Genomic DNA, 22,634 nt, shown 5'->3' with positions numbered 1-22,634 from the left:
GGCACCCGCAGATGGATCACATAGACCACGTCATGATCGTGGACGACGATCGGGAAATCCGTGAGCTTGCCGGCGGCTTCCTCAGGAAGAACGGCCTGACGGTCACGCTGGCCGCCGATGGACGGCAGATGCGATCCCTGCTGGAAAGCCTGTCCGTCGACCTGATCGTGCTGGACCTCATGATGCCCGGCGACGACGGCCTGGTGCTGTGCCGCGAACTGCGCAGCGGCAAGCACCGCCGCATTCCCATCCTGATGCTGACGGCGCGCGGCGACGACATGGACCGCGTCCTGGGCCTGGAGATGGGCGCGGACGACTACCTGGTCAAGCCCTTCGTGGCGCGCGAACTGCTGGCGCGCATCAAGGCGATCCTGCGCCGCACGCGCATGCTGCCGCCCAACTTCCAGGTGACCGAACCGGGCCGCGAGATCGCCTTCGGCGCCTGGCGGCTGGACACCACCGCGCGCCACCTGCTGGACGCCGACGGCACCATCGTGTCGCTCAGCGGCGCGGAATACCGGCTGCTGCGCGTCTTCCTCGATCATCCGCAGCGCGTGCTCAACCGCGACCAGCTTTTGAACCTGACGCAGGGCCGCGATGCCGATTTCTTCGGGCGCTCCATCGACCTCCTGGTCAGCCGCCTGCGCCAGCGGCTGCGCGAAGACGCGCGCGAGCCCATGTACATCAAGACCGTGCGCAGCGAAGGCTATGTCTTCTCCGCCGCGGTCGACGTCTCGGATTCCAGCCAGTGAACGCCGCCGCGCCGCGCCCGTTCACCTGGCCCCGCACGCTGGTCGCCCGGCTGTTCCTGATTTTCCTGGCGGGCCTGGTCCTGGCCTATGGCCTGTCGTTCGCGTCGCTCTTTTATGAGCGTTACAGCGCCACCCGCAACATGATGCTGGGCGACCTGGAGCGCGACGTCGCCATCGCCATGGACATCCTGGACCGGCTGCCCGCCGCCGAGCGCCCCGCGTGGCTGCCGCGCCTGTCCAGCAGCAACCGCCAGTACCTGCTGGGCGACGGCAAGGCCGACCAGCCGCTGTCCAATGACGCGGCGCGCACCGCCGCGCAATCGATCGAGGCCGCGCTGGGACCGGAGCGGCCGGTGACGGTGCGCGCCATGGCCGACGATCCGCGCCACATCCAGGCCCGCGTCGTGCTGTCCGACGGCCAGCCGGCGATCCTGGACATCGAACTGTCCCGCATGCGGCCGGCGCCGTGGCTGTTTGGCGTGCTGGGCGTACAGCTTCTGCTGCTCGCCGGCTGCGCCTGGCTGGCCGTGCGCCTGGTCGTCCGCCCCCTGACGCGCCTGGCCCGCGCGGCCGAGGATCTGGATCCCGACCAGAAAAGCCCCCTGCTGGACGAAGCCGGCCCCGCCGAGGTCGCGCATGCCGCCGTCGCCTTCAACGCCATGCAGGACCGCATCGCGGCCCACGTCGCCGAGCGCATGCAGATGCTGGGCGCGATCTCGCACGACTTGCAGACGCCCATCACGCGCATGAAGCTGCGCACCGAATTCATGGACCCGTCCACCGACCGCGACAAGCTGGCGCAGGACCTGAACGAGGTGGAACGCCTGGTGCGCGAAGGCATCGACTATGCCCGCAGCGCGCATGGCAAGGCCGAGCCGCCTGCGCGCATCGACCTGAACGCCTTCCTGGACAGCCTGGTGTGCGACTACCAGGACACCGGCAAGGACGTCAGCCTGACGGGCGACGCCGCGCCGGCGCTGTCCACGCGCCCGCATGCGCTGCGGCGCATCCTGGGCAACCTGATCGACAACGCGCTGAAGTTCGCCGGCGCGGCCGAAGTGCGTGTGGCGGCGCGGGACGGCGGACGCCTGTCGATCTTCGTGCTGGATCGCGGGCCGGGCATCCCGGCGGGGGAACTGGACGCGGTGCTGCAACCTTTTTACCGCCTGGAAAGCTCGCGCAGCCGCGATACCGGCGGTACCGGTCTTGGGCTGGCCATCGCGCACCAACTGGCGGCGGCGTTGGGCGGCGCGCTGGTCCTGAGCAACCGCGAGGGCGGCGGCTTGTCGGCCGAAGTCAGGATCGCGGCGATCGGCCTGTAGTTTCCGGCCGGGACCGCGTTACGCGCCCCGCAGCGCGCCCGACTGCAGCAGCGGCTTCAGGATGCCGGCCGAGTACACACGCGCCAGGTTCACCAGGAAATCCGTGAAGTCCGCCTTCGCTGCGTGGTCGGCGCTGTCGGAGATGATGCGCATCACGGCGAACGGCACGCCGAACTCATGGCAGACCTGCGCCATCGCGGCTCCCTCCATTTCCAGGCACAGCGCCTCGGGCAGACGTTCGCGCAGCGCGTGGGCCAGGTCGTTGTCGTTGACGAACACGTCCCCCGTCGCGATCAGGCCGTGGTGAACCTGCGGCGGCGCGGACGCGGACGGCAGGCCGCCGTTGCCCGCGAATTCCCGAGCGCTTTCCAGCAGCAGCGCGCTCAGGGCCGGATCGGCTTCGAAACGCTCGCGCCCCAGCAGGGGGATTTCATGCCGGCCGAACAATGGCCGCGCGTCCATGTCGTGCTGCATCAGCGCGTCGGCCACGACCACGTCGCCCACCCGCACCCGCGGATGCAGGCCGCCCGCCAGGCCCGTGAAGATCACCCGCGACACCCCGAATTCCTGGATCACGATCGACGCCGTGGCCGCGGCGGCCACCTTGCCGATGCGGCTGAGCGCGATCACGCAGGGCGTGCCCCACAGGCTACCCACCTGGAAATCGCGCATGGCGATGCGGCGGGTCTGCGCGCCCGGATCCATCGCCGCCAGCAGGTCGGCGATTTCTTCGTGCAGCGCGCCCAGGATGGCAAGACGTCCCATGATGTTCTTCTTCCGTGATTGATGCGCGGCCTCGCGCCGCCAGCGCGCAACATACTCCATTGCCATCGCGTCCGCCAACGCCTGCGCGGTTTGTATCGCAGCGTATCCGGCGGCCCCTTCGACACGTCGCGATGCCATCCCGCCGCGTCCCGGACACATGGCCGATACAGCGCCTTGTTGCAATGCAGGCTCTCAACCCACTGGCGCAGCCCGGCCGCGCCGACACCCTGGAGTCATCATGGCAAAGCAACTTGAGCAGGTCCTCTACACCGCGCACACCCACACCACCGCCGGCCGCGAGGGGTCGGGACGCAGCAGCGACGGCGCGCTGGACGTGACGCTCAGCACGCCCGGATCGGGCAAGCCCGGCACCAATCCCGAACAGCTCTTCGGCGTGGGCTACTCCGCCTGCTTCATGGGCGCCATCAAGCGCGCCGGGGCCACCCAAGGCATCACCGTGCCGCGCGACGTCGCCATCGACGCCAGCGTTTCGCTGGGCAAGGTCGACAACGGCGAGAATTTCGCCCTGGGCGTCACCCTGGCCGTCTCGCTGCCCGGCCTGACCGCCGACCAGAAGCAATTGCTGGTCGAATCGGCGCACCAGCTCTGCCCCTATTCGCGCGCCATCCGCGACAACATCGACGTGCGGTTCGAGATCGTCTGACAGGCGCCCCGCGACGCGTCAGCCAGCGGCCTTCGGGCCGCTTTTTTGTGCCTCGCGGATACCATCCAAACCGGCATCGGATTGCTGCTGATTCCGTAGTAAAGGCGTACTCTGAGTTCTGCAGCTGCCCCTCGCGCCCCGGCAAGGCGACGCATATCGCGCCGCTAGCTAGGCAAAAAGATGGTGTACATCCATGCAGCAGGGAAACCACGCGCCCTGCCGGGCCTGCCGTGCGTGATAGCGTGCGTCACGCAGGCGTGGTCCCAGCCGGCGACAGAGGTATCGAAAGACTCTATCTGTGTGTGGGAGACGATCATGGTGAAGAACCTTGCCGTATTCTTCGACGGAACCTGGAACGAACCCAACGACCGCACCAACGTCTACGAGCTGTACAAAGCCGCGCCCGAAACCAGCACGCAGGAAACGCTCTACATCGAGGGCGTGGGCACCCAAGGCCAGGGCCTGTGGTCCGCCATCGACAAATTCATGGGCGGCGCCTTCGGCGCGGGGCTGTCCGCCAACATCCGGCAAGGCTACCGCTGGCTGTGCCAGCGCCACGAGGCCGGCGACCGCATCTTCCTCTTCGGCTTCAGCCGCGGCGCCTACTCCGCCCGCAGCCTAGCGGGCATGGTGCGCAAATGCGGCCTGCTGAAAAATCCCACCGAAGACGGCGTCGCCGAGGCCTACGCGCTGTACCGCGACGACTGCGCGCCGTCCTCCATCGAAGCCGCCGCCTTCCGCGACCGGTTCTCGCGCGAAACCGACCTGCACTTCGTCGGCGTCTGGGACACCGTGGGCAGCCTGGGCATCCCGGTCGGCGGCATCCCGTTTCCCGGCTTCTCCGGGTTCTACAACTTCCACGACACGGAACTGAGCAACCACGTCCTGAACGCCTACCACGCCATCGCCACCAACGAATACCGCGAGCCCTATTTCCCGACGCTATGGACCCGCCGAGCCGGCTCCCCGCCCCGCCCGGCCCACCTGCCCGTCGAACAGCGCTGGTTCATCGGCGCGCACTCCGACGTGGGCGGCGGGTACCAGGACGGAAGCCTGCAGACGCTGCCCGCATCATGGCTGCAGGAAAAGGCGCGGCAGGCGGGATTGGAGGCGGGCACGGTGCAGCGGATCTCCACCGACTACGAGCAATGCGAGCCGCATGACTCGTACAAGGAATTCACGGAGAAGGTGCCGATTCCGGTGAAGAAGCGGCCGAGGCTGTGGGATAGGGAGACAGTGCTGAACCTGACGATCGACGATCGGCTGGTCAGGCGGTTTGAGAGGAACCAGGCGTTCTTGAGGGAGTATCCGGATTTCAGGGATGCGTTGGGGGAGTTGGAGGTGGGGAAGTAGGGTTGTCCGCCCGCGGCGATGGGGGTGTCAGAAATTCCGTGTTCAAGGCGGGGTTAAGACTTACACGGAGGGTCTGATAAACCGATCCTCGTAGATGATAGCGAATTGGTTCATGGCCTGCTTCCAGTCGCGAGCAGGCCGTCCCCAGTCTGCGGTGATATTGCGCAGGGCCAGCCAGATGAGCTTGGTGGCGGCGTCGTCAGATGGGAAGTGCCCGCGGGTCTTGATAATCTTGCGCAACTGGGCATTGATGCTCTCGATGGCGTTGGTCGTATAGATCACCCGGCGCACTTCCGGCGGAAATGCGAAGAAGGGAATCACGCGGTCCCAGGCGCTGCGCCACGCGGCGCGGATCGTCGGGAATTTCTGACCCCATGGGCCTTCAGAAAAGGCGTCGAGCTCGGCCTGGGCCGCCTCAGCACTCGCGGCCGTGTAGATGGGCCGGATCGCCGCGGCAAGCGCCTTGCGGTCCTTCCAGGTGGCGTAATCGAGGCTGTTGCGGATCAGGTGCACGATGCAGGTTTGCAGCGTGGTCGCGGGGAATACTGCACCCAGGGCCTCGGGCATGCCCTTCAGGCCGTCGGTCACGGCGATCAGGATATCTCCCACGCCTCGCGTCTTCAGATCGTTGAAGACCTTCATCCAGAACTTGGCGCCTTCGGTGCCTTCGATCCAAAGGCCCAGGATCTCCCTCGATCCGTCTGGCAACACGCCCAGCGCCAGGTAGATGGCCTTGTTGCGTACGACGGCGTCCTCGCGGATCTTGACCCGCAGCGCGTCGACGAACACGACCGGGTACATGGGTTCCAGCGGCCGGGACTGCCAGGCAGTGACCTCGGCCATGACCTCATCGGTCACCGAGCTGATGAACTCGGGCGAGACCTCGGTGGCGTATTGCTCCAGCAAAAATCCCTGGATCTCGCGCACCGTCATGCCTCGGGCGTACATGGCGACAATCTTGTCGTCAAAGCCCGTGAAACGCCGCTCGTGCTTCGGGATAAGCAGCGGCGCGAAGCTGCCGTCGCGGTCGCGCGGCACCTCGATACGCACAGGGCCTTCCCCGGTGAGTACTGTCTTGGCACCCTTGCCGTTGCGCTGGTTGGCGACATCGGCGGGCTTGGCGGCACCGCTGGGGTAGGCCAGGTGATGGTTCATCTCACCGCTGAACGCACGCTCGATCAGGGCCTTCTTGAAGGCCAGTGAGGCGGCGTTGATCGCTTCGGCCGTCATCGGACCGTCACCGAACGACGCCAACAGCTCAGGGGGAATAGCCGGCAGATCCGCCAGCTTGGACTTCGGGTTGCGTGGCATAAATGCTCCTTGGACGCATGTTATGCCTTGAACACGAAATTACTGACAGGCCCCGTCAGCCGCTTCGTGCACGCGCATTTCCACGTGCAAACCGGCCGCTGCGGCCATATTCACCAACGCATCCAGACCAAACAGATTGATCTTGCCCCGCATCATGTCGGAGATCCGGGGCTGAGTTACACCGAACAGCCGTGCAGCCTGCGCCTGGTTCATCTCGGACTGCCTGATGTGATTCGCCAAGGCCATCATCAGCACTGAACGCAGCTTCATGTTCTCAGCGTCAGCGGGCGTGTCTTCGAGGGCATCCCACACACTGCCGTATTGTTGCTTGCTCATAGGTTCAGTTCCTTCAACAAGTCCCGGTAACGCTTGGCGGCCAGGTCCAAGTCTGTCTTGCTGGTTTTCTCCGACGTCTTCCGGAAGCAATGCAGGACATAAACCGCATCGGAGAACTTCGCGATGTAGAGCACTCGAAATGCACTCGTCGCGTCACGAATCCGTATTTCCCGTACTTCTGGCCCGACCGTGTTCATCGGCTTCCAGTCGTCCGGCTCCAGCCCATGCTGCACTCGGTCAATCTGATAGCCCGCTTCACGCCGTGCAACCAGCGGGAAGACGCGCAAGTCATCCAGCGCACCTCCAAGAAACTTGACGACCCTCGGGTCCACCACGACCCAATTATACAAATATTTGTATATTTGGGAGCTTCAGTGTGTCGATTCGCCCGCCGCCGCTTCCCATTTCTACTGACGTGCCGGACAGCGCCGCCTCTTCCAAACAAAGCGGCGTCCACTGAATAGGCGCGAAGATGTGAATGCTTGGATTGTCGATCTTGTGACTCACTCAATCTGTCGTGATAAGTGGCCATGGCCGCGTAGCGTTCCTACTTTTGGCAATTGTGGATTCAGTCGCTCCGAAACATTCCCTTCGAGATTTGAAGAATCCGCGGGGAACCGAAGACATTCATTAATAACCCCTGTTTAGAGTGCCGCAAAGTATAACTAAGCACTTTGATTCCGAAATCAACCCAACTCAGTCGCTAGAGACAACACATGCTCACGCACCTTTTGCAGCGAGTAACGGCGCCATTGTTTTCACAATAAAAGACGAATCTTCATTATTAATGCTCTCCAGAAGCCATGCCACCGCATTTTTAGCGCTAATCGGAGCCTCCCTGAGATCACCTATTAGGACGCCCCGCGCAGAATCGTTATTAATTATTCGAACAATCAACACGGAAGCCCATGATGGCGCCTCTTTTACCAATTCTGGCACCACCTCCAAAAAGCGGCGAACGTAAGTTTCGTCATCGAATGATTCCGCAGCATGAACCAACGAAAACACTCCTTCGTCGTACAACGAATCATCTCTAAGAAGACGAAGCAAAAATCCTATACTTTCGGAATCGTTGAATTTCATCACATTGGAAACAGCCGCATCAAGCGCAGGAACATTTCTTCCGCGAGAAGATGCGACCAGCCGTTTCAGCGTCAATAATGCGGTGCCCAGCGATTCTGACATTTATCATTTCCTCTGAAAGATGGCGGGATATTTTTTCTTGTTTTGAAGAATTATATCTTGCAACTGCTGCCTAACATAGGAGCCATAAAGCCCATCCTTTTGATAAATAGCTCTGGCATCCCACACCCCAGCTGCCAAGGCGTCGCGAGGAGTCATATTGGCGTCAGCCTTAGTTCCATGGGTGAAAGTAGCTCGGTGCCGACCGCCAACTCCCGGCGTGGGCTGCTCCATATTTATCGATATGCCATCGCCCATACTGACACCATATTGAGCCATATGATTAGCGGAGGGGATATGATGCGGAGTAATATTATCACCCTTAGAGCCCGCTTTTCTAAGAACACTATAAGGAGCGACCTGGCCTTCATTTGGCAAAAGTTGCTTATTCGAAACATTTCCCGACGCCGATCCGACACTTAGGCGCGTGTCGGATTTTGTTATGTTGCTTATAGTCTTCGCCGTACCCAGCGCATTCTTCGCGCTATCCAACGCGAGTTGAGCCGCAAACGTCGCTCCATGCGCCAGGAAGCTTGCCTCATCCGGAGCGAACCCCCACTGCTGTTCGATGAACGTTGAAGCCCGCTCGTGTATGAAGCCATCAAGTTGTGCTTTGTACTCGCCGAACACGTGTTCGACGGCGGAGTCAACCAGCGTTGTCTTGACAAACTTGGCCGGTCCCATGAGTGCCAGCTGCATGCCCGAGGTGGCGACCGTCGCAAGCGTTCCGTGCTCTGCCGCAAACGCGCCGACTGCTGCGGCGCCCGTCATCATCGGTCGCAGAACATTATTCGTGAAAGGATCTATCCACCCGGGCAATGGGTCAGCGACGGCTGTGACGACGGGGTACTCAAACATCGGACGTCCATCCTGCCCCAAGGTCCAGCTTGCCACTTCTGAAACCAGTGCATCTCCCGCCGCGGGAGCTGTGCGGTACCGAGATATCTCGTCAAGCGGCAAAGCTGCAAGCGTGTCGTTCGCCAATGCCGATGTCTTGAACAATCCAGCCTGAATACTCGAATCGCCAACAAATTTCGCAATGTCCTGGATATCGTGACCCTGCCTCACCAAACCTCGGGTGACGTCAACAAGGATCTTGTCCTGACTGCTGTTCGTCAACCGATCGGGGTCAATGCCGGCCTTTTGCAGTACTTCATTTACGCTCGCGTTTTGCGACGCCCTGGTGGACGCCTCAACGACGGAGTTCCCCAGCGCGTTCCCAAATGCGTCCGCCGCCACCTGCAGATAGTTCACCTTCCCGCCAGATAGCACTGAGGCCGTGACGCCGCCTGCGGCTCCAGCGACAAACCCACGGGCGAGATCCCATTCGAAGCCCTCTCCCTGTGGGAACACAGACGCACCCACTGCGGCACCCACCCCGGCTCCCACTCCTGCGGCGGCAACGCTGCTCCAGCTGAATCGTGATTGCAGGCCCGTCGCTACGGCGATGCCCTGCGTCACTGTCGAACTGACCGTCGATCGAATCGCCATGTCCAGCGAACGCGAGCCGGTAAGCGTGGGCAAAGTACCAGTCGCAGCTTTCTGGGCAATCGCAGCGTTGTTACCCAGCATGCTCGCACCGTTGAGCGATGCAGCAACTCCCGTTGCGACACCCGATGCCAAAGCGCTCATTGCCACGCCGCCCCAGTTGAACTTCGACTGCACACCGGTCGCAATTCCGACGCCTTGGCTCACGATGCTGCCAACTGCTCCAGCAGCTATGCCGATACCAACCGCGGCAAACCCCGACATCGCGGTCGTGGCTGTGAGCACAGCCACGCCCGTACCCATGATTCCACCCGCACCGATCGCAACACCGGCAAGCGGCGCCAACGCCCCCGCCGTAAACACCGTCGCCACCACCGCCACCACCGCAACAAAAATCTTCCCGATCCCGCCGCAGCCCCCTCCACCGCCGCTGTCCGCCTCGGGCACCGGCATCGTCGGCTGGGTGTCGCCAATCAGCTTGCCCGGGTCGTACGGCTTGAAGGTCTTGTAGTCGTTGTGATTGCCCGTCACGCGGTTCGGGATCGTGACGGTTGCGCCCACGCGCAGGTCACGGTCGCTTGCCAGGCCGTTGGCCTCGGCGACCAGGTACCACAGGCGGCTGTCGCCGTAGGCCTGCTGCGCGATGGTCTGCAGCGTGTCTCCCGCCTGGATGCGGTACGAGCCCGGGCTGGCCGACGGGTTGCCGCCGTCGATGGGACGGAACGACGGCGAGAAGTCGTCGGCGCCGGCGCTGGGGCCCGTGGTGCCCATCAGTTCGCCGTTGACGACCAGGGACCGCATGGTCGTGCCGTTCTGCACGCGCATCAGGATCTTGCCGTTGACGTCGTTGATCAGCGTCTGGTTCTTGCTGCCGTCCTTGCTGTCGACCACGCCCACCATGTTGCCGTTGACGTCGTACTGGTACGTCGTCTGGCCCGGATCCAGCTCGGTGCTCACACCCGAAAGCGTCGCCTCGCGGTAGCCCTCGTAGCGCGTGTGCGTGTAGGTATAGGTATTGGTGTACGAAGTCCCTTCCCACATGTCCATGCGGTACTGAGTCACGTTGCCGGCCTGGTCGTAGCCCGTATACGCGCTGTTATAGCGGCTGGCGAGGCCGCCGGCCGACATGTGCAGCACGCGCACGTTCGCCAGGCGTCCCGCGGCGTCGTACATGTTGCGCTTCTGTTCGTTCACCAGGCCGGACCGGTCGAAGAAGGCCTTGCCCTGCGACCCGTCGATGCCGCTCATGACGACACGGTCCGCGCCGTCGTAGTAGCGCGCATCCAGCAACTGCCCGTCGCGGCGCAGCGTGGTCAGGCGGTTTAGCGAGTCGTAGCCGTAGGTCTCGGTGGTGAAGCCGGCGGCAGTGCCGCCATCGGCGTAGATCACCTTGTCCCAATACTGGTCGCTCAGGCGATTGCCGTTCGCGTCATAGGTCAGCTTGTGGCCTTGCGCCGCATTGATCTCCAGATTGGCGTTCACGGCCTCGACCGTTGTCTGCCGGTTCATCGAGTCATAGCCGTACCAGTAGTCGCGGTTGCGCCAGGTATCGGACGCATCGGTGTACTGGGTCTGCACCCGGGTCCGGTTGCCGTTGGCGTCGTAATCGATGATCTGGCGCAGGTAGCTGTCCGAGACCTGCCGCAACCGTCCCAGCGCGTCATACGCCATGATGTTGTTCTGGTAGACGCCTCCCCCCTGCGCGGTGCGCTCGCGCACCTTGTTGCCCGCATGGTCGTAGGCATAGTCCGTGACCTGCCCGATAGCAGCGTCGTAGATCTTCGTAACCTGGCCCGCGGCATCGTAGCTGTAGTTCAGGTTCTGGCCACGCGTGTTCGTCTGGGTCAGCAACTGGCGGGCGTTGTCGTAGGTGTAGAAGTACTTGGCGCCGCCGATGTCGGTGTGCGCCACCAGTCGGCCGAAATAGTCATAGGCCCAGGTCGACGCGTTGCCGTTGCCGTCCGCCTCGAACGTCTTGTTGCCGCGCGCGTCATAGGCGGTGCGCAGCTCCGTGGACATTCCTGGCTTGCGCACGCCCGTGACGTTGCCGCGCAGGTCATAGCGGAAGTAGGTGGTCTCGCCCGCGCCGTTGGAGGAACTGAGCTTGTTGCCCAGCTCGTCATACGTCACGCGTTCGATGACGGTCTTGTAACCCGTATGGACGAGGTCCACTGCGTTGCCCGCGATGGCGTAATTGGCGACCGCCGCGGTGGACGTCAGGATCAGACGGCCGATATTGTCGTAGGTGTAGCCGGTGGTGTTGCCCAGGGCGTCGACCCACGCCACCTTGTCGCCCAGCGCGTTGTATTCATAGCGGAAGACGCCGCCATCGGCATGTATCTCGCGAATGCGGTTGCCGCCCGCATCGTATTGGACGCCGTTGACGTTGCCGTTGGCGTCGCGCGTGGCAACGTTGTTGCCGACGGCGTCGTAGTAAAGGTAGGTGGCTGGACCCGCGCCGACGACCCCATCCGCATTCGGCCGGACTTCGGAAGTCATCTGGTTGTTGGCGTTGTAGGTGTAGCGGGTGATCCAGTACGGAGACCTGGGATCCGTGACCGTCGCAACGTTGCCCCAGCGATCGTAAGTCCGCTCGACCGTGGGACGACCGGACTGATAGCCGCCGTTGGCGCCCACGGGGGTCCAAGTGGCGGCGACACCCAATGGACCCGAAATGTGGGTACTGATAGGGTTCGGGTTCTGAGCGGTCGTGCTGCTCAGTAAATAGCTGGTGGGCCTTCCGGGGACCACATACCCCGCCACATAGGTCGCCGTCGTCTGCGACATGCCTGGCAAGGGTTCGACAGCATTCACCCAGACCTGCTCGGAACGCTGCTCCTCGCGGTACTCGGTAGTCCAATAGCCCTCGGAGCCATTTTCTCCGCCTTCGCCGCCTTCTCCGCTTCCAGTGGACGGAACCCATACCTGATAAGGCACGGTCACCGTGTAATAACGCGTGTAGTAATAGCCTGGCGTGGTGGCTCCTTGGGAAATCACGCCAATGCGATGCTTGCTCGGTTCGGATGCGCCCGTGGGGGTGAAGACCAAGTCGAACTCGTAGTTTCCGGCGGGCAGGCGTCCCAGGCGGACCCAATACGTCATGACGCCCGAGCCGGCTTCGCCGCCCTCACCGCCCTCGCCCACGCCGCCGCTATCTACCGGACCGAATGGCTGTGCCGTCGAACTCTTGTTCAACACCACCGACTGCCAGACGCTGCTTCCTTGCAGGCGAAACATGAGAACTGCAGTTCCGTCCTGATCTCGCTGTTCGGAGGTCGTCCACGAAATACCGGTGCTGCCGGCCTCCAGGTTCAGGCTTTGCGTAATCGGCGGAATCCCGACCGGCGGAACCCAGCGATCCGGAATGGCCGCAGCCTTGTTGATAACCCCGGTCGCATGCGCGTAGGCAGCGCCGGAGGCTCGGTCGACAAGCAGCAACTCGTATTCGTACTGGCCTGGGTTCATGGGAATCCAGTCCACGCCATCGTGACCCGAGTTTCGGGCGGAAACAGGCAACTGAGTCCAGGCCCCGCCGCCAGCAGGCCGGTAGCGGAACTGGGCGTCGACGCCCACCCCAAACGAAGGCCAGCTGAATACATCATTGCCCACGGCGCCAAAGCCCATCGCCCCGCCGATCGAAGCCAGGTTGGGCGCTGACAGCGCAAGCGACCCGGAGCCCGTCTGCTTCACGATTCCATCGCGTCCGATATGCGAAACGCGATACTCGTAGTTGCCGAGGGGCAAGCCCGCCGCGTCATAGCGATAGGAATTGCCGTAGTTGATCAGGCCGACTTCGGACCAGCCGCCATTTGGAACCCGGATTTCCAACCGCACCCCTGTCGAAGGATCGACCGGCGCGACGATATCGACAAAGTTCCCCGTATTGCCGAACGTCTCCTGCTGGTTGATGACGGTTTGCCAGCTGCCGTTGGTGTCCTTCTTGTAGACCACCATGGCGACAACGCGGCTCACGCCCCCGTCCGTGGTATTGGTCGCTGTTCCGTCCCAACTGATGACCACACCCGAGGCCGATGCGCTGGAAGGATAGTCCTGGCTGATGGTTCGGCGGGTGCCCCCCGAACTCTGATAAGTCATCACGACCCGGACGTCGCCATCCCCCAGTCCCGCCAGGCTCGTCCACCCCAGCTGGACGCTGTTGGTCCCCCGCCAGGCGGGCGTTCCCGGATCCACCGGTTCACCGGCCTCTCCAGTTCCACCTTCGCCGCCGCCTTCGTCACCGCCCGTTCCGGGCTTGGGAATGTAATAAAGCGTGGCCGAGGACGATACGGTGGCATGGGTGAAGTCACGGTTGACGGTCACCCCGCCCTCGTATACCGACCGTACGGGCGCCTTGCTCTGCAAGACGTTGCCCAGCAGGTCATACACCATGTCCTCACGGCGAAGATTGCCCATGGCCGCCGCTTGCTGGATGGACCCGATGGCCGCAACGTTGACGTTGCTGCCACCAGCCCCATCGCTGGTCATGTTGGCCGTAGCCTTGCCCTGCAGGTTATACAGGGTGATCTGGTCTTTTCCGTCGTTGGCGTTGGAGCGGATTACGTTTCCAGCGTTGTCATACTGGTAGTACTCCTGCTTCCCACCGTTGACGCCTCTACGAACCACTTCGCCAAAGGCGTTGTATTCTGTGACCGTGTCAGACCAGCCGGCCTCCTGCTGCGAAACTTCGAAGATTCCCGACCCATTGGCCTGTGCGTTGCTCCCTTCCCATTTGCTGACCCAGTTTCCGGCAGCATCCTGCTGCCACACGCGCAGATAGCTCAGCTCCGATATGCCGCCCTGCTGCACGCGATAGTCGCTCCAGCTTATCGAGACGCCAGACGCCGCAGCGGCAGCGCCGAAATCCATCGTGCGGCTGGTGGCAACACTGGGAGACCCATAGGTAATGGTCGTACCGCCCGTGGACACGCCGCCTTCGCCACCCTCGCCGCCTTCGTCGGCGATCGTCTCGCTATAGAGGGTGCTGACGGTGCTGTAGTAGACCTGGACGCGAACCAATCCACCACCGGCGTCGATCAACGACGACCAGTTCAAGTTGATGGTGTTGGTTCCGGTCATGACGTACTTGGCGCTCTGGCGGAACTCCTTGGCGGAAGAAGCCCACCCCGTCTGAATGCCGCTTTTCAGCACCGAGGTAGAAGCGGGATCGATCACCCGTGTCTGGTTCCCCAACCTGTCGTACTCGAACGCCTGGAACCAGGTCTTGACGCTACCGTCATTGCCCGTCACCCCGCGCCATTGCTTGGCCATCTGGCCCGCCGCGTTGAATGAGGCGAATGTGCTCTTGCCGTTGGCGTCGGTCGTCTGGATCTTGTTGCCGCGGCTGTCGTAGCGGGTAATGGTGACCCGATTCTGGCCCGCAGCGGCCGCATAGGCGAATTCGTTGGCGCTAGCCGCGCCCCCGCCGTGCTGGATGGTCGCCACCACGTTGCCCAGCGCATCGTGCTGGAACGTCGTCAACGGCGTAAGGGCGACGCCGGAACTCGGCGACGCGCGCGTCGGTTCGGCGATGGCCGTGACCCGGCCCAGCGCGTCGTAGTAGGTATAGGTCGATGCGCCATTGGCGTCCGTGACCCGCGTACGGTTCCCCAGCACATCGTAGCCAAAGACGGTCTTCAGGTCTCCCCTGCCCGAGCCCCCATTGGACTGCGTGCTGTATTCAACGCCGACGCGGGTTTCCGACGTATTCCGGCCAAGCGCGTCATAGGTGTAGGTCAGCAGCCGGTCGCTCACGTCCGTGACAGGCAAGGTAAAGGAATCCGCGTTCCACACGCTTGCGGCCTTGGCGTATTCACGTACCGACGTCTTGTTGCCAAGTCCGTCGTAAGACATCGTCGTGACATAGCCCAGTGCGTCCACCTTGGCGGTCATATTGCCGCGCCGATCGAAATACTGCGTGGTGGTCGCCCATACCTGGGACACGGGATTGATCAGTTCGCGAACAGCGACGGCCTGGCCGAAGGCGTCGTATTCCGTGCGTGTCAGCTTGTTGCTGGTGAAATACTGGGCGCCGGCCGCCGCGGATGAATCGTAGGCGTAGATCTGCGATTGACTGACTTCCACCGCCCGACCCAGCTTGTCGAAGCTGGTAACCACCCCCCGGTCGCCACTGTGATCGATACCGGCGGCGTTGATCGCGGCAGCGACGGCCTCGGCAGTCAGTGCGGCATAGCCCTGCGCGGGCAGCCCCGTTTTCGTGGCATAGCGCAGACGCAGGGTCACGTCGCCATGGGCATTGCGGTCGTACTCCGTGACGTAGCCTTCGGCATCCACCTCATACTTCAGCGCGCCGTTCTTGTCGTAGACCTTGTAGCTGACCGCGCCCGCAACATCGCGGCCCACGACGGCATTGCCGAATGCGTCGTACAGCACATCGGCATTCAACGATACCCCGGTGGTTTCCTTGCGGGTGGCGACGCCCGAAGCGCCGTTGGTCAGCAGGTTGTCCGCCTGGACGTTGTAGACGTCGACCGGGGCAAAGATCGTCCGGATCTGGCGACCGGCGGCATCGAACACATAGCGGGTCGTCCGCGCTTCCGGGCGGCCATCCGCTTCGGTGCGCGCCACCAGGTTGCCCAGCCCATCGTAGACGTTGCGCGTCACCATCGATACCGACTGAGCGCCGGTGACCACCAGGTTCCCCGCGCCATCCTGCACGGTTCCGACCGCATTGATCAGCGGCGATCTCTCGACGGTCAGCCTACCCGCCGCATCGTATTCATAGGTCCACTTGTTGCCGGCCTTGTTGACGAAACTGAGCTTGTTCCCGACTCCGTCATAGGTGTATGACTCGGATTTCCCCAGGGAATCGGTGGTGCCCAACAGACGATCGCTGGCGTCATAGACATAGGAATCCACCCGGTCTCGCGCGTTGTCGGGTCTCAATTCCCCCGCCAGGTCGGCGGCGCTCAGGTTCGGGTAGTCATCCAGGTAGACGGCCGTGGCGTATTGACGGCTGCGAACGAGATTGCCGCGTGTGTCGTACTGCAATTCCGTGACGAAGCCGCCTGCGTCGATCTTGTATTGCGGAAGTCCCGTCGCGCCGTATATGGTTCGGGTCTCGCGGTTCTTCGTGTCCGGCGCCCCGATGGTCCAGACGGGCGCCATCATGCGCATGCGGAATTCGTCAGCGCTCAGGCTGGCGGGGTCGGCGCCGATGAGATCGCTGCCCGGCAAGCGGTCCGCATATCGCAAGACGGACAACAGATTGCCGGCGGCGTCATAGGTATTGCGCACCACGCCCCGTTCCGCATCCACCACCCAGACAGCCCGGTCCGCGGCGTCGTACGCCGTGGTGATAGCGCGGTCCTTCGCGTCCGAGACCAACGAGGCAAGCATGGCGTCGGCGGTGCGAGGAACGCCGGCGTCCAACCGCGTGGCATAGCTGATTACCTGCACCACGTTCCCATTGGCGTCCAGAACCCGGCGCGTCGCCGCCCCTGTCGGGTCTACGGCGAGGATCTGCCTTCCAAGGCCGTCATATGCCCAATCGCTGGCCCGGTCCTTCAGGCTTCCCAGCACGCTCCGGGGATCAGCCGACGTCGCAACCGGCGCTGCATACTGGATCTGGCGCACCAGGTTCCCGGCCGCGTCATAGATGCTCTCCATAACGGCGCCGAGGCCGTTCATGACATGCGTCAGGCGACCGATTCCGTCATGGGCATTCACGGTGCGGATGTCGCGTGCGGCATCCGCCACCGTCGCCAGTGCCGCGTCGATGGCCGTGGCTGTCAACGCCACGTTGGCGGGAACCCTGCCGGCATAGGCGATTCGTTCGATGACCTTGCCGTTCGCGTCATAGCGCTGGCGCACGACGGCGCCGGTGCCATCCACCTGCAGCACGACTCTACCGAAGGCGTCATAGACCATGCGTTCGCGTTGGTCGTAGGCGATATCCACGACAGGCGTGGCAGGCATTTCCGCCGAGCCTATGCTGGCCGTGGGCAGACGGTTGGCGTAGGCCGTCCGTTCACTGAGATTGTCGCTGGCGTCGTAGCGGTACGTCACCACCGCCCCCAGCGAGTTGACGGTCATGGCCAGACGAGCGTCGGCGCCGTAATAGCGATACTCGATCTGGTCGGCGGATTGCGGCGACAACAAGGCGCGGACCTGGGCCTCGGTTACGCGCTGGCTCAGCCCGGCCAGGGAAATCGGTGTCGAGTATTCGCGTGCGACAGTAAGCCTGCCGGCCGCGTCATAGCGGCTTTCGGAGACCGCGCCCAACGGGTTGATCTGGAAGATGACGCGGCCGGCGGCGTCCAGCACGTAACGGGTGACGTTGCCGTTGGCGTCGACTGCCGCGACTTGGCGGTTAGCACCGTCAAAAACGCGGGAGATGGTGATGTCGCCCGGATCGGATGGCACGAAGGCCGGATCGCTGTCCAGGGGCATGCGCGTGGCATAGCGCGTCTGGCTCAGCAGATTGCCTGCCGCGTCGTAGACGTTCTGCGTCACGGCGCCCAAGCCGTTCATCGTGTGGGTCAGCCACCCGGCGCCGTTGTAGACGTTCACGCTGCGCTGGTCGCGCTGTGCGTCGGCCAACGGCAGAAGGGCGGCCTCCATGGCCGCCTCATCCAGCGGCGTGTCCAGCGGAATTCGCGCGGCATACGCGACGCGTTCGATGACGTTCCCGTTGGCGTCGTAGCGCTGGCGCACCACGCCCCCCGTGCCATCGACCTGGAATATGGCCCGATCCAGGGCGTCGTAGACGGTCCGCTGGCGCTGGTCATATAAGGCGCTGGCCTGGGGCGCGGCGGGCATCTGGGCCGAGCCGATACTGGCCGCCGGCAAACGGTTCGCATAGGCAGTACGCTCGACGACATTGCCGTTGCCGTCGTACCGATAGGTCACGACGTTTCCGGTTCCGCTCACGGTCATCGCAAGGCGGCCGTCGGCATCGTAATAGCGATATTCGGCAATATCGGCCGAACCTGGCTTGATCAATGCGCGCAGCTGGGTTTCGCCGGGAAGCGGAACCGTCGACTTCAGATCCACCGGCGTGGCGTAGGAAATCGTACCGATAATCTGGTCGGCAGCGTCGTAGCGGGTTTCGACGACATAACCGTTGGGGTTCACGGTCAATACCAAACGGCCACGCTGGTCCATCGCGTAAAGCGTCTTGGCGCCGCCCGGGTCGGTCCGGGCAATCAGATTGTCGTTCAGGTCATAGTCGTAGACGGTCTTGAGCGCCAGGCCATCCGGGTCCAGTGTCTCGGAATTCCGACGCCCCAGGCTGTCGTAGGCGTAGCGGGTCACCACACCGTTGGGCGCGGTCACCGTCAACTGCTGGCCGGCCTCGTTGTACGTGTACCGGGTCACCAGATTCAAGCCGCCAGCGTCGACAGTGGACGACAGAATGCGCCCGGCCTTGTCGAACGTGACCAGGGTCTGATGACCGGCGGGGTCGATGGTCTGGTATTGCCGGCCAAATCCGTCGTAACGATATTGCGTAAGCAGCCTGGCGCCCTCGGGGTCCACTTCGCGGCTCAGGCGCTGCCCCAGTGCGTCATAGGTATAGACGGTCCGTATGCCGCGCCCATCCACGCTTTCGGTCAGGCGTTTCAGGCGGTCGTACGTGTTGCTGACGACCGTGCCGCCTTCTTCGGTACGGATCAGGTCGCCATCTGCGTCGTAGGCGTACTTCGTGATAGTGCCGTTGCCGTCACGCACCTCCACGGTCTGCCCGAACGCATTGTGGATAGTGGTGACGGACACTCCTTCCGGGGTGGTCATCGTCACGCTGCGGTTCGAGAGGTCGTACGCATAGGTGGTACGGCGCCCCAGCTCGTCGATCCGGGAGAGCACGTTGCCGAAGGCATCGTAGGCCGTGCCTTTCTGGCCGATCGCATCGTATGTCAGCACCTCGCGTCCGAGTTTGTCGTACACGTGGTTGACGGCGACGTTGTAGCCGTCTCGCAAGGTCTTCACGCGTCCGAACGCGTCATATTCGCGCGTGGCCTTGCGTGCGTAGCCGGTCGCGTCATCCGTGATCAGGGTCAGGCGCCCGAGGCGGTCATACGCCATCGCGTCCGTGCGGTTGATGGCGCCGGCGATCTTGGTCAGGCGGAAAATCTCATTGCCAAATGCGTCGTAGGTGTGCTGAATCACCTGCCCGGCGGCATCGGTTTCGACCGCCAACTTGCCATCCGCTGTATAGCGGTAGGTCGAGCGGACATCCACATCCGCATTGCTCCTTGCGGCGATGGCGACGCGCAAGGCATCATTGACCAGCCCGCCATTCAAGCCTTGCAGCGAGATGGCCGACCCGTACTTGATTGTCTCCACCAACTGGCCCACGTTGTCATAGACGCGTTCCTCGACATAGCCCAGGGCGTTGACGGTATGGGTGATACGGCCCGCCTGATCGAAGTAGTACAACGTCCGATGCCCGAGCCCGTCCATCATGGACGTCCGCCGGCCCGCGGCGTCGTAGGTGTAAGTCGTGCCGTACTGCTTCCAGATCTGGTCGATCTGGGCTTGCGTCAGGTTTCCATCCAGTTTGGCCGCGCCCACGCCGGAAAGCTCGGCGATCAGCCGGCCTTGCACGTCGTAGCGCGATAACAGGCTGCGCGCATTCGCCGTTCCCGCGGCCTTGACGGTGGAGGTCAGCCGGCCCATGTCATCGTAGACATAGAGCGTAAGCGCCCCTTCGGCATTGCGCTCGGATGAAACCTGATTGGCGCGGGTATAGGTGTACACCCAGACCTGGTCGCTGGGACTCGAGGCCGGGCGCAATTGCGCAAGGGTGGAGGCCGGCGTCGCTCCCGTCACTGCAGTGGCGTAGCGAACCTTAGTGGTCAGGTTGCCGCTGGCGTCATAAACCGATTCCGTCAGATAGCGCTCGCCGTCGACGTGTCCCACCACCTTGTTTTGCGCGTTGTACAGCCAGTATTCGCTGATGTCGGCGGTGGATGCTGCCGGCTTGACGCTGTCGAAGGACGTAGTTCCGGTCATCGACGGAACCGTCGTCTTTGTCGCGTAGGCAACTTTCTGCACCTGGCGACCCGCGCCATCGTAGACGTACTCTACCGCTGCCCCTTCCGCATCCACTGTTCCCCGAAGCTTGCCGTCGGGGTTGTAGAAATAGGCGGTCTTGGCGTCACCGGCCGATGCCGTGACGACCGCATGCTCGGGACGGCTGGGCTGCGCCACGTTCCAGGTGGTCATCCGGTTCGCGTAGCGGATCTCCTGGATCAGCCGGCCCGCCCCGTCGTAGCGGTATTCCGTGATCGCATTGGTCGCGTCGATCGTCTTGGCCAGACGCCCAGACGTGTCATACAGGTTCCAAACGGTGCTGGCGCCGGTTGGGGGAACCACGTTGCTCATGCGAGGGTTGAGCGCATTGCCTTGGGGATCGGCAAGCCTCTCGAGGTGCGCCTTGCCCGTATACACGTTCGTGCGCCACAGGAGGCCGGCCGCGTTGTATACGTACTCGGTGGTGGCGCCGGTGGCGTCCACGTCGCCAACCTTCCGCCCCAGCATGTCGTAGATCATGAACGTGCGAGATCCGCTTGGATCTGTCGTCATGATCAGGTGGTCATTCGCGTCATACGCGTATTTGGTTTCTCCCAGGTTTTGGCCGGCCGCATCCTGCGCGATCTCACTGACTTTCCGGCCACCCTTGTCGTAGGTCGAAATGGTCTTCAAGCCATTTGCGTGCGCCACCACGACGCGATTTCCGGCGTCGTCGTACTGGGTGTAGTTGATGTTGCCCAGCGCGTCCTGAACGGACAACACACGCCCCAAGCCATCATAGGTATACGACGTGGCACCGCCTGTGGGAGATAGCTTCGTGAGGAGCCTGCCGGCCTGGTCGTAGACATAGCGCGTCAGCACCTGATTACCGTCCAGCACGCCTTCGCCGGCGCTATTGACCTCCTGGTAGGCGATCGTCTGCTGCAACATGCCGCGATAGTCATACACCGCGTCCACGCGAGAGATTCGACTCGTATCCGCGGCGCCCACCCAGGCGATCATCTGGGCTTCGCTCGGCGCGGTTGCGGTCGTAAGCCCGGTCAGCGAATAGACGTTACCGGCGTACTGCAACGTGCTGACACGCTCGCCAAAGCCGTTGTACCGGTACTCGGTGACGTTCCCGGCAGGCGACAACTGAAACCGCAGGTGCCCGGCCGTATCGTAGACATAGCGTGTGGTCAGATCGCCATAGGCGCTGCTGCCGTTCGGCGACACGGGAACTACATAGGCACTCTCGGCGATCAGCCGGTTTTGGTGATCGAAGGTCCGCGTCACGACGTTGCCCGCCGAATCTGTCCAAAGCCTTTGGTTTCCCCGCGCGTCGTACGCCAGATTAATGACCTTTCCACCAGGTTCGGTGATTCGGATCAACCGCCCAGACCCGTAGGTGTATTCGACAGTGTGGTCGTTACCGTTGACGCCCCCGCCCACTGTGCGGATACGCGTCACAGAACCATTGCCGTCATAATGGAAATAGGTCAACCCGTTCTGGGGGTCGGCCATCCATGACTGGCCCGCGCTCGGGTTGTAACCGTAACGGGTCACGCGGCCCAGAGCATCAACGGAGCGCGTGACCTTGTACGTGTTTCCGACTTGCGTGTACTCGAAGGAGACCTGCGTACCGTCGCTTTGGGAGACCGATGCGATTCGGTCGCTCGAACCGTCATACGTATAAAACGTCTGAAAGGTCTTTCCGTCAGCAATGGAGTTGTCTTCCGGAGAAAGGTCCACCACCACTGCCGACAATCGTCCGAGGCCGTCATACCCATAGCGAACCCGAGTCTGGATCACCTCCACACCGTTCTCGACCGTGGCCGTACGGATCTGGGTCAGGTTCTGGCCAGAGTAATCGTAGAAGGTTATGCCGCCACCAGCATCCGTGACACTGACCAGCTTGCCGTTGGCACCGTATGCGTAGGTCCGCGTGTTCCCGCTGATGTCCGTCGTCGTCAGAATCCTTCCGGCTCCGCTACCCTCATAACGTTCAGTCAGCCCCGTGGCGCCATCCTTCCATACGTATTGGCCTGATGCCGCATCCATCGACAGGGAATCGTAGGCATCAACGCCACTGGCGGCGTAATACGCGCCGAGGCTTGCGTTGTAGTTGAAGACCTGCTCCGACCCGTCGTCGTCGACTCGGACCATCGTGCTTCCCGCCTGGTTCAACTGCCCCGCCAGCCGCACCTTCTTGAGTGCCGCGCCGATGGACCACGCGTCTGTATGCCCCAGATTTCCCTGGCTGTTGTACGTCCGAATAGACCCGAATAGCGAACCTACCCCGGCCAGTTGATCGTCCAAGTTCCGAAAGACCAGATTACCGTTCGACAGATTGACGTATATCTGCTCTGAACCACGACCCAGATTGGCGTTGCCGACGACGCCCCGCTCTCCCAGAGTTCCCAAGGAGGTGAGGTTCAAGCCCAGGCTGTTCCCACTTACGATCGCGACCATATCTCGGAAGTCCTTTCA

Annotated in this window: 10 protein-coding genes; 4 read left to right on the top strand and 6 right to left on the bottom strand. The window is 62.8% G+C overall.

Going from position 1 to position 22,634, the window contains the following annotated elements; translation table 11 throughout:
• The first annotated feature begins 11 nt into the window (after positions 1 to 11).
• Both ACZ50Q_RS04035 and ACZ50Q_RS04030 read left to right on the top strand, forming a co-directional pair.
• Entirely contained in the window at positions 12 to 752 is a 741-nt protein-coding gene (locus tag ACZ50Q_RS04035; RefSeq protein WP_092580933.1) for a response regulator, read from the top strand.
• Positions 749 to 2,074, top strand: a complete 1,326-nt coding sequence (locus tag ACZ50Q_RS04030; protein WP_464080647.1) for an ATP-binding protein — start codon at positions 749 to 751, stop codon at positions 2,072 to 2,074. The genes ACZ50Q_RS04035 and ACZ50Q_RS04030 overlap by 4 nt, the downstream gene beginning before the upstream one ends.
• A gap of 18 nt (positions 2,075 to 2,092) precedes the next feature.
• Here ACZ50Q_RS04030 and ACZ50Q_RS04025 read toward each other — a convergent pair whose 3' ends face one another.
• Positions 2,093 to 2,839 carry a 5'-methylthioadenosine/adenosylhomocysteine nucleosidase gene (locus ACZ50Q_RS04025; protein ID WP_464080646.1) on the bottom strand — a complete coding sequence of 249 codons (747 nt, stop codon included), beginning with the start codon at positions 2,837 to 2,839 and terminating at the stop codon, positions 2,093 to 2,095.
• A gap of 238 nt (positions 2,840 to 3,077) precedes the next feature.
• Here ACZ50Q_RS04025 and ACZ50Q_RS04020 point away from each other — a divergent pair, with 238 nt between their 5' ends.
• Both ACZ50Q_RS04020 and ACZ50Q_RS04015 read left to right on the top strand, forming a co-directional pair.
• Entirely contained in the window at positions 3,078 to 3,503 is a 426-nt protein-coding gene (locus ACZ50Q_RS04020; RefSeq protein WP_464080645.1) for an organic hydroperoxide resistance protein, read from the top strand.
• A 315-nt stretch (positions 3,504 to 3,818) separates the two neighbouring features.
• Positions 3,819 to 4,856 (top strand): DUF2235 domain-containing protein, encoded by a 1,038-nt coding sequence (locus ACZ50Q_RS04015; protein WP_464080644.1) that lies wholly within the window; start codon positions 3,819 to 3,821, stop codon positions 4,854 to 4,856.
• 60 nt (positions 4,857 to 4,916) lie between these two features.
• On the opposite strand, the gene ACZ50Q_RS04010 is transcribed toward ACZ50Q_RS04015, so the two are convergent.
• The 5 genes from ACZ50Q_RS04010 to ACZ50Q_RS03990 form a co-directional block, all read right to left on the bottom strand.
• Positions 4,917 to 6,167: an IS256 family transposase gene (locus ACZ50Q_RS04010; protein ID WP_464080643.1), complete on the bottom strand. Its 1,251-nt coding sequence runs from the start codon at positions 6,165 to 6,167 to the stop codon at positions 4,917 to 4,919.
• A 39-nt stretch (positions 6,168 to 6,206) separates the two neighbouring features.
• Positions 6,207 to 6,503, bottom strand: a complete 297-nt coding sequence (locus ACZ50Q_RS04005; RefSeq protein WP_464080642.1) for a helix-turn-helix domain-containing protein — start codon at positions 6,501 to 6,503, stop codon at positions 6,207 to 6,209.
• Positions 6,500 to 6,790 carry a type II toxin-antitoxin system RelE/ParE family toxin gene (locus ACZ50Q_RS04000; protein WP_464080641.1) on the bottom strand — a complete coding sequence of 97 codons (291 nt, stop codon included), beginning with the start codon at positions 6,788 to 6,790 and terminating at the stop codon, positions 6,500 to 6,502. Before ACZ50Q_RS04000 ends, ACZ50Q_RS04005 begins: the two co-directional genes overlap by 4 nt.
• A 433-nt stretch (positions 6,791 to 7,223) precedes the next feature.
• Positions 7,224 to 7,688, bottom strand: a complete 465-nt coding sequence (locus tag ACZ50Q_RS03995) for an Imm30 family immunity protein (protein WP_464080640.1) — start codon at positions 7,686 to 7,688, stop codon at positions 7,224 to 7,226.
• A gap of 3 nt (positions 7,689 to 7,691) precedes the next feature.
• On the bottom strand, positions 7,692 to 22,616 hold the full coding sequence (locus ACZ50Q_RS03990; protein ID WP_464080639.1) for a LysM peptidoglycan-binding domain-containing protein: 14,925 nt from the start codon (positions 22,614 to 22,616) through the stop codon (positions 7,692 to 7,694).
• Positions 22,617 to 22,634: the final 18 nt, after the last annotated feature.

This window comes from Achromobacter sp. T5-5, from assembly GCF_055397965.1.
This window is presented reverse-complemented; position numbering and strand designations above follow the sequence as displayed.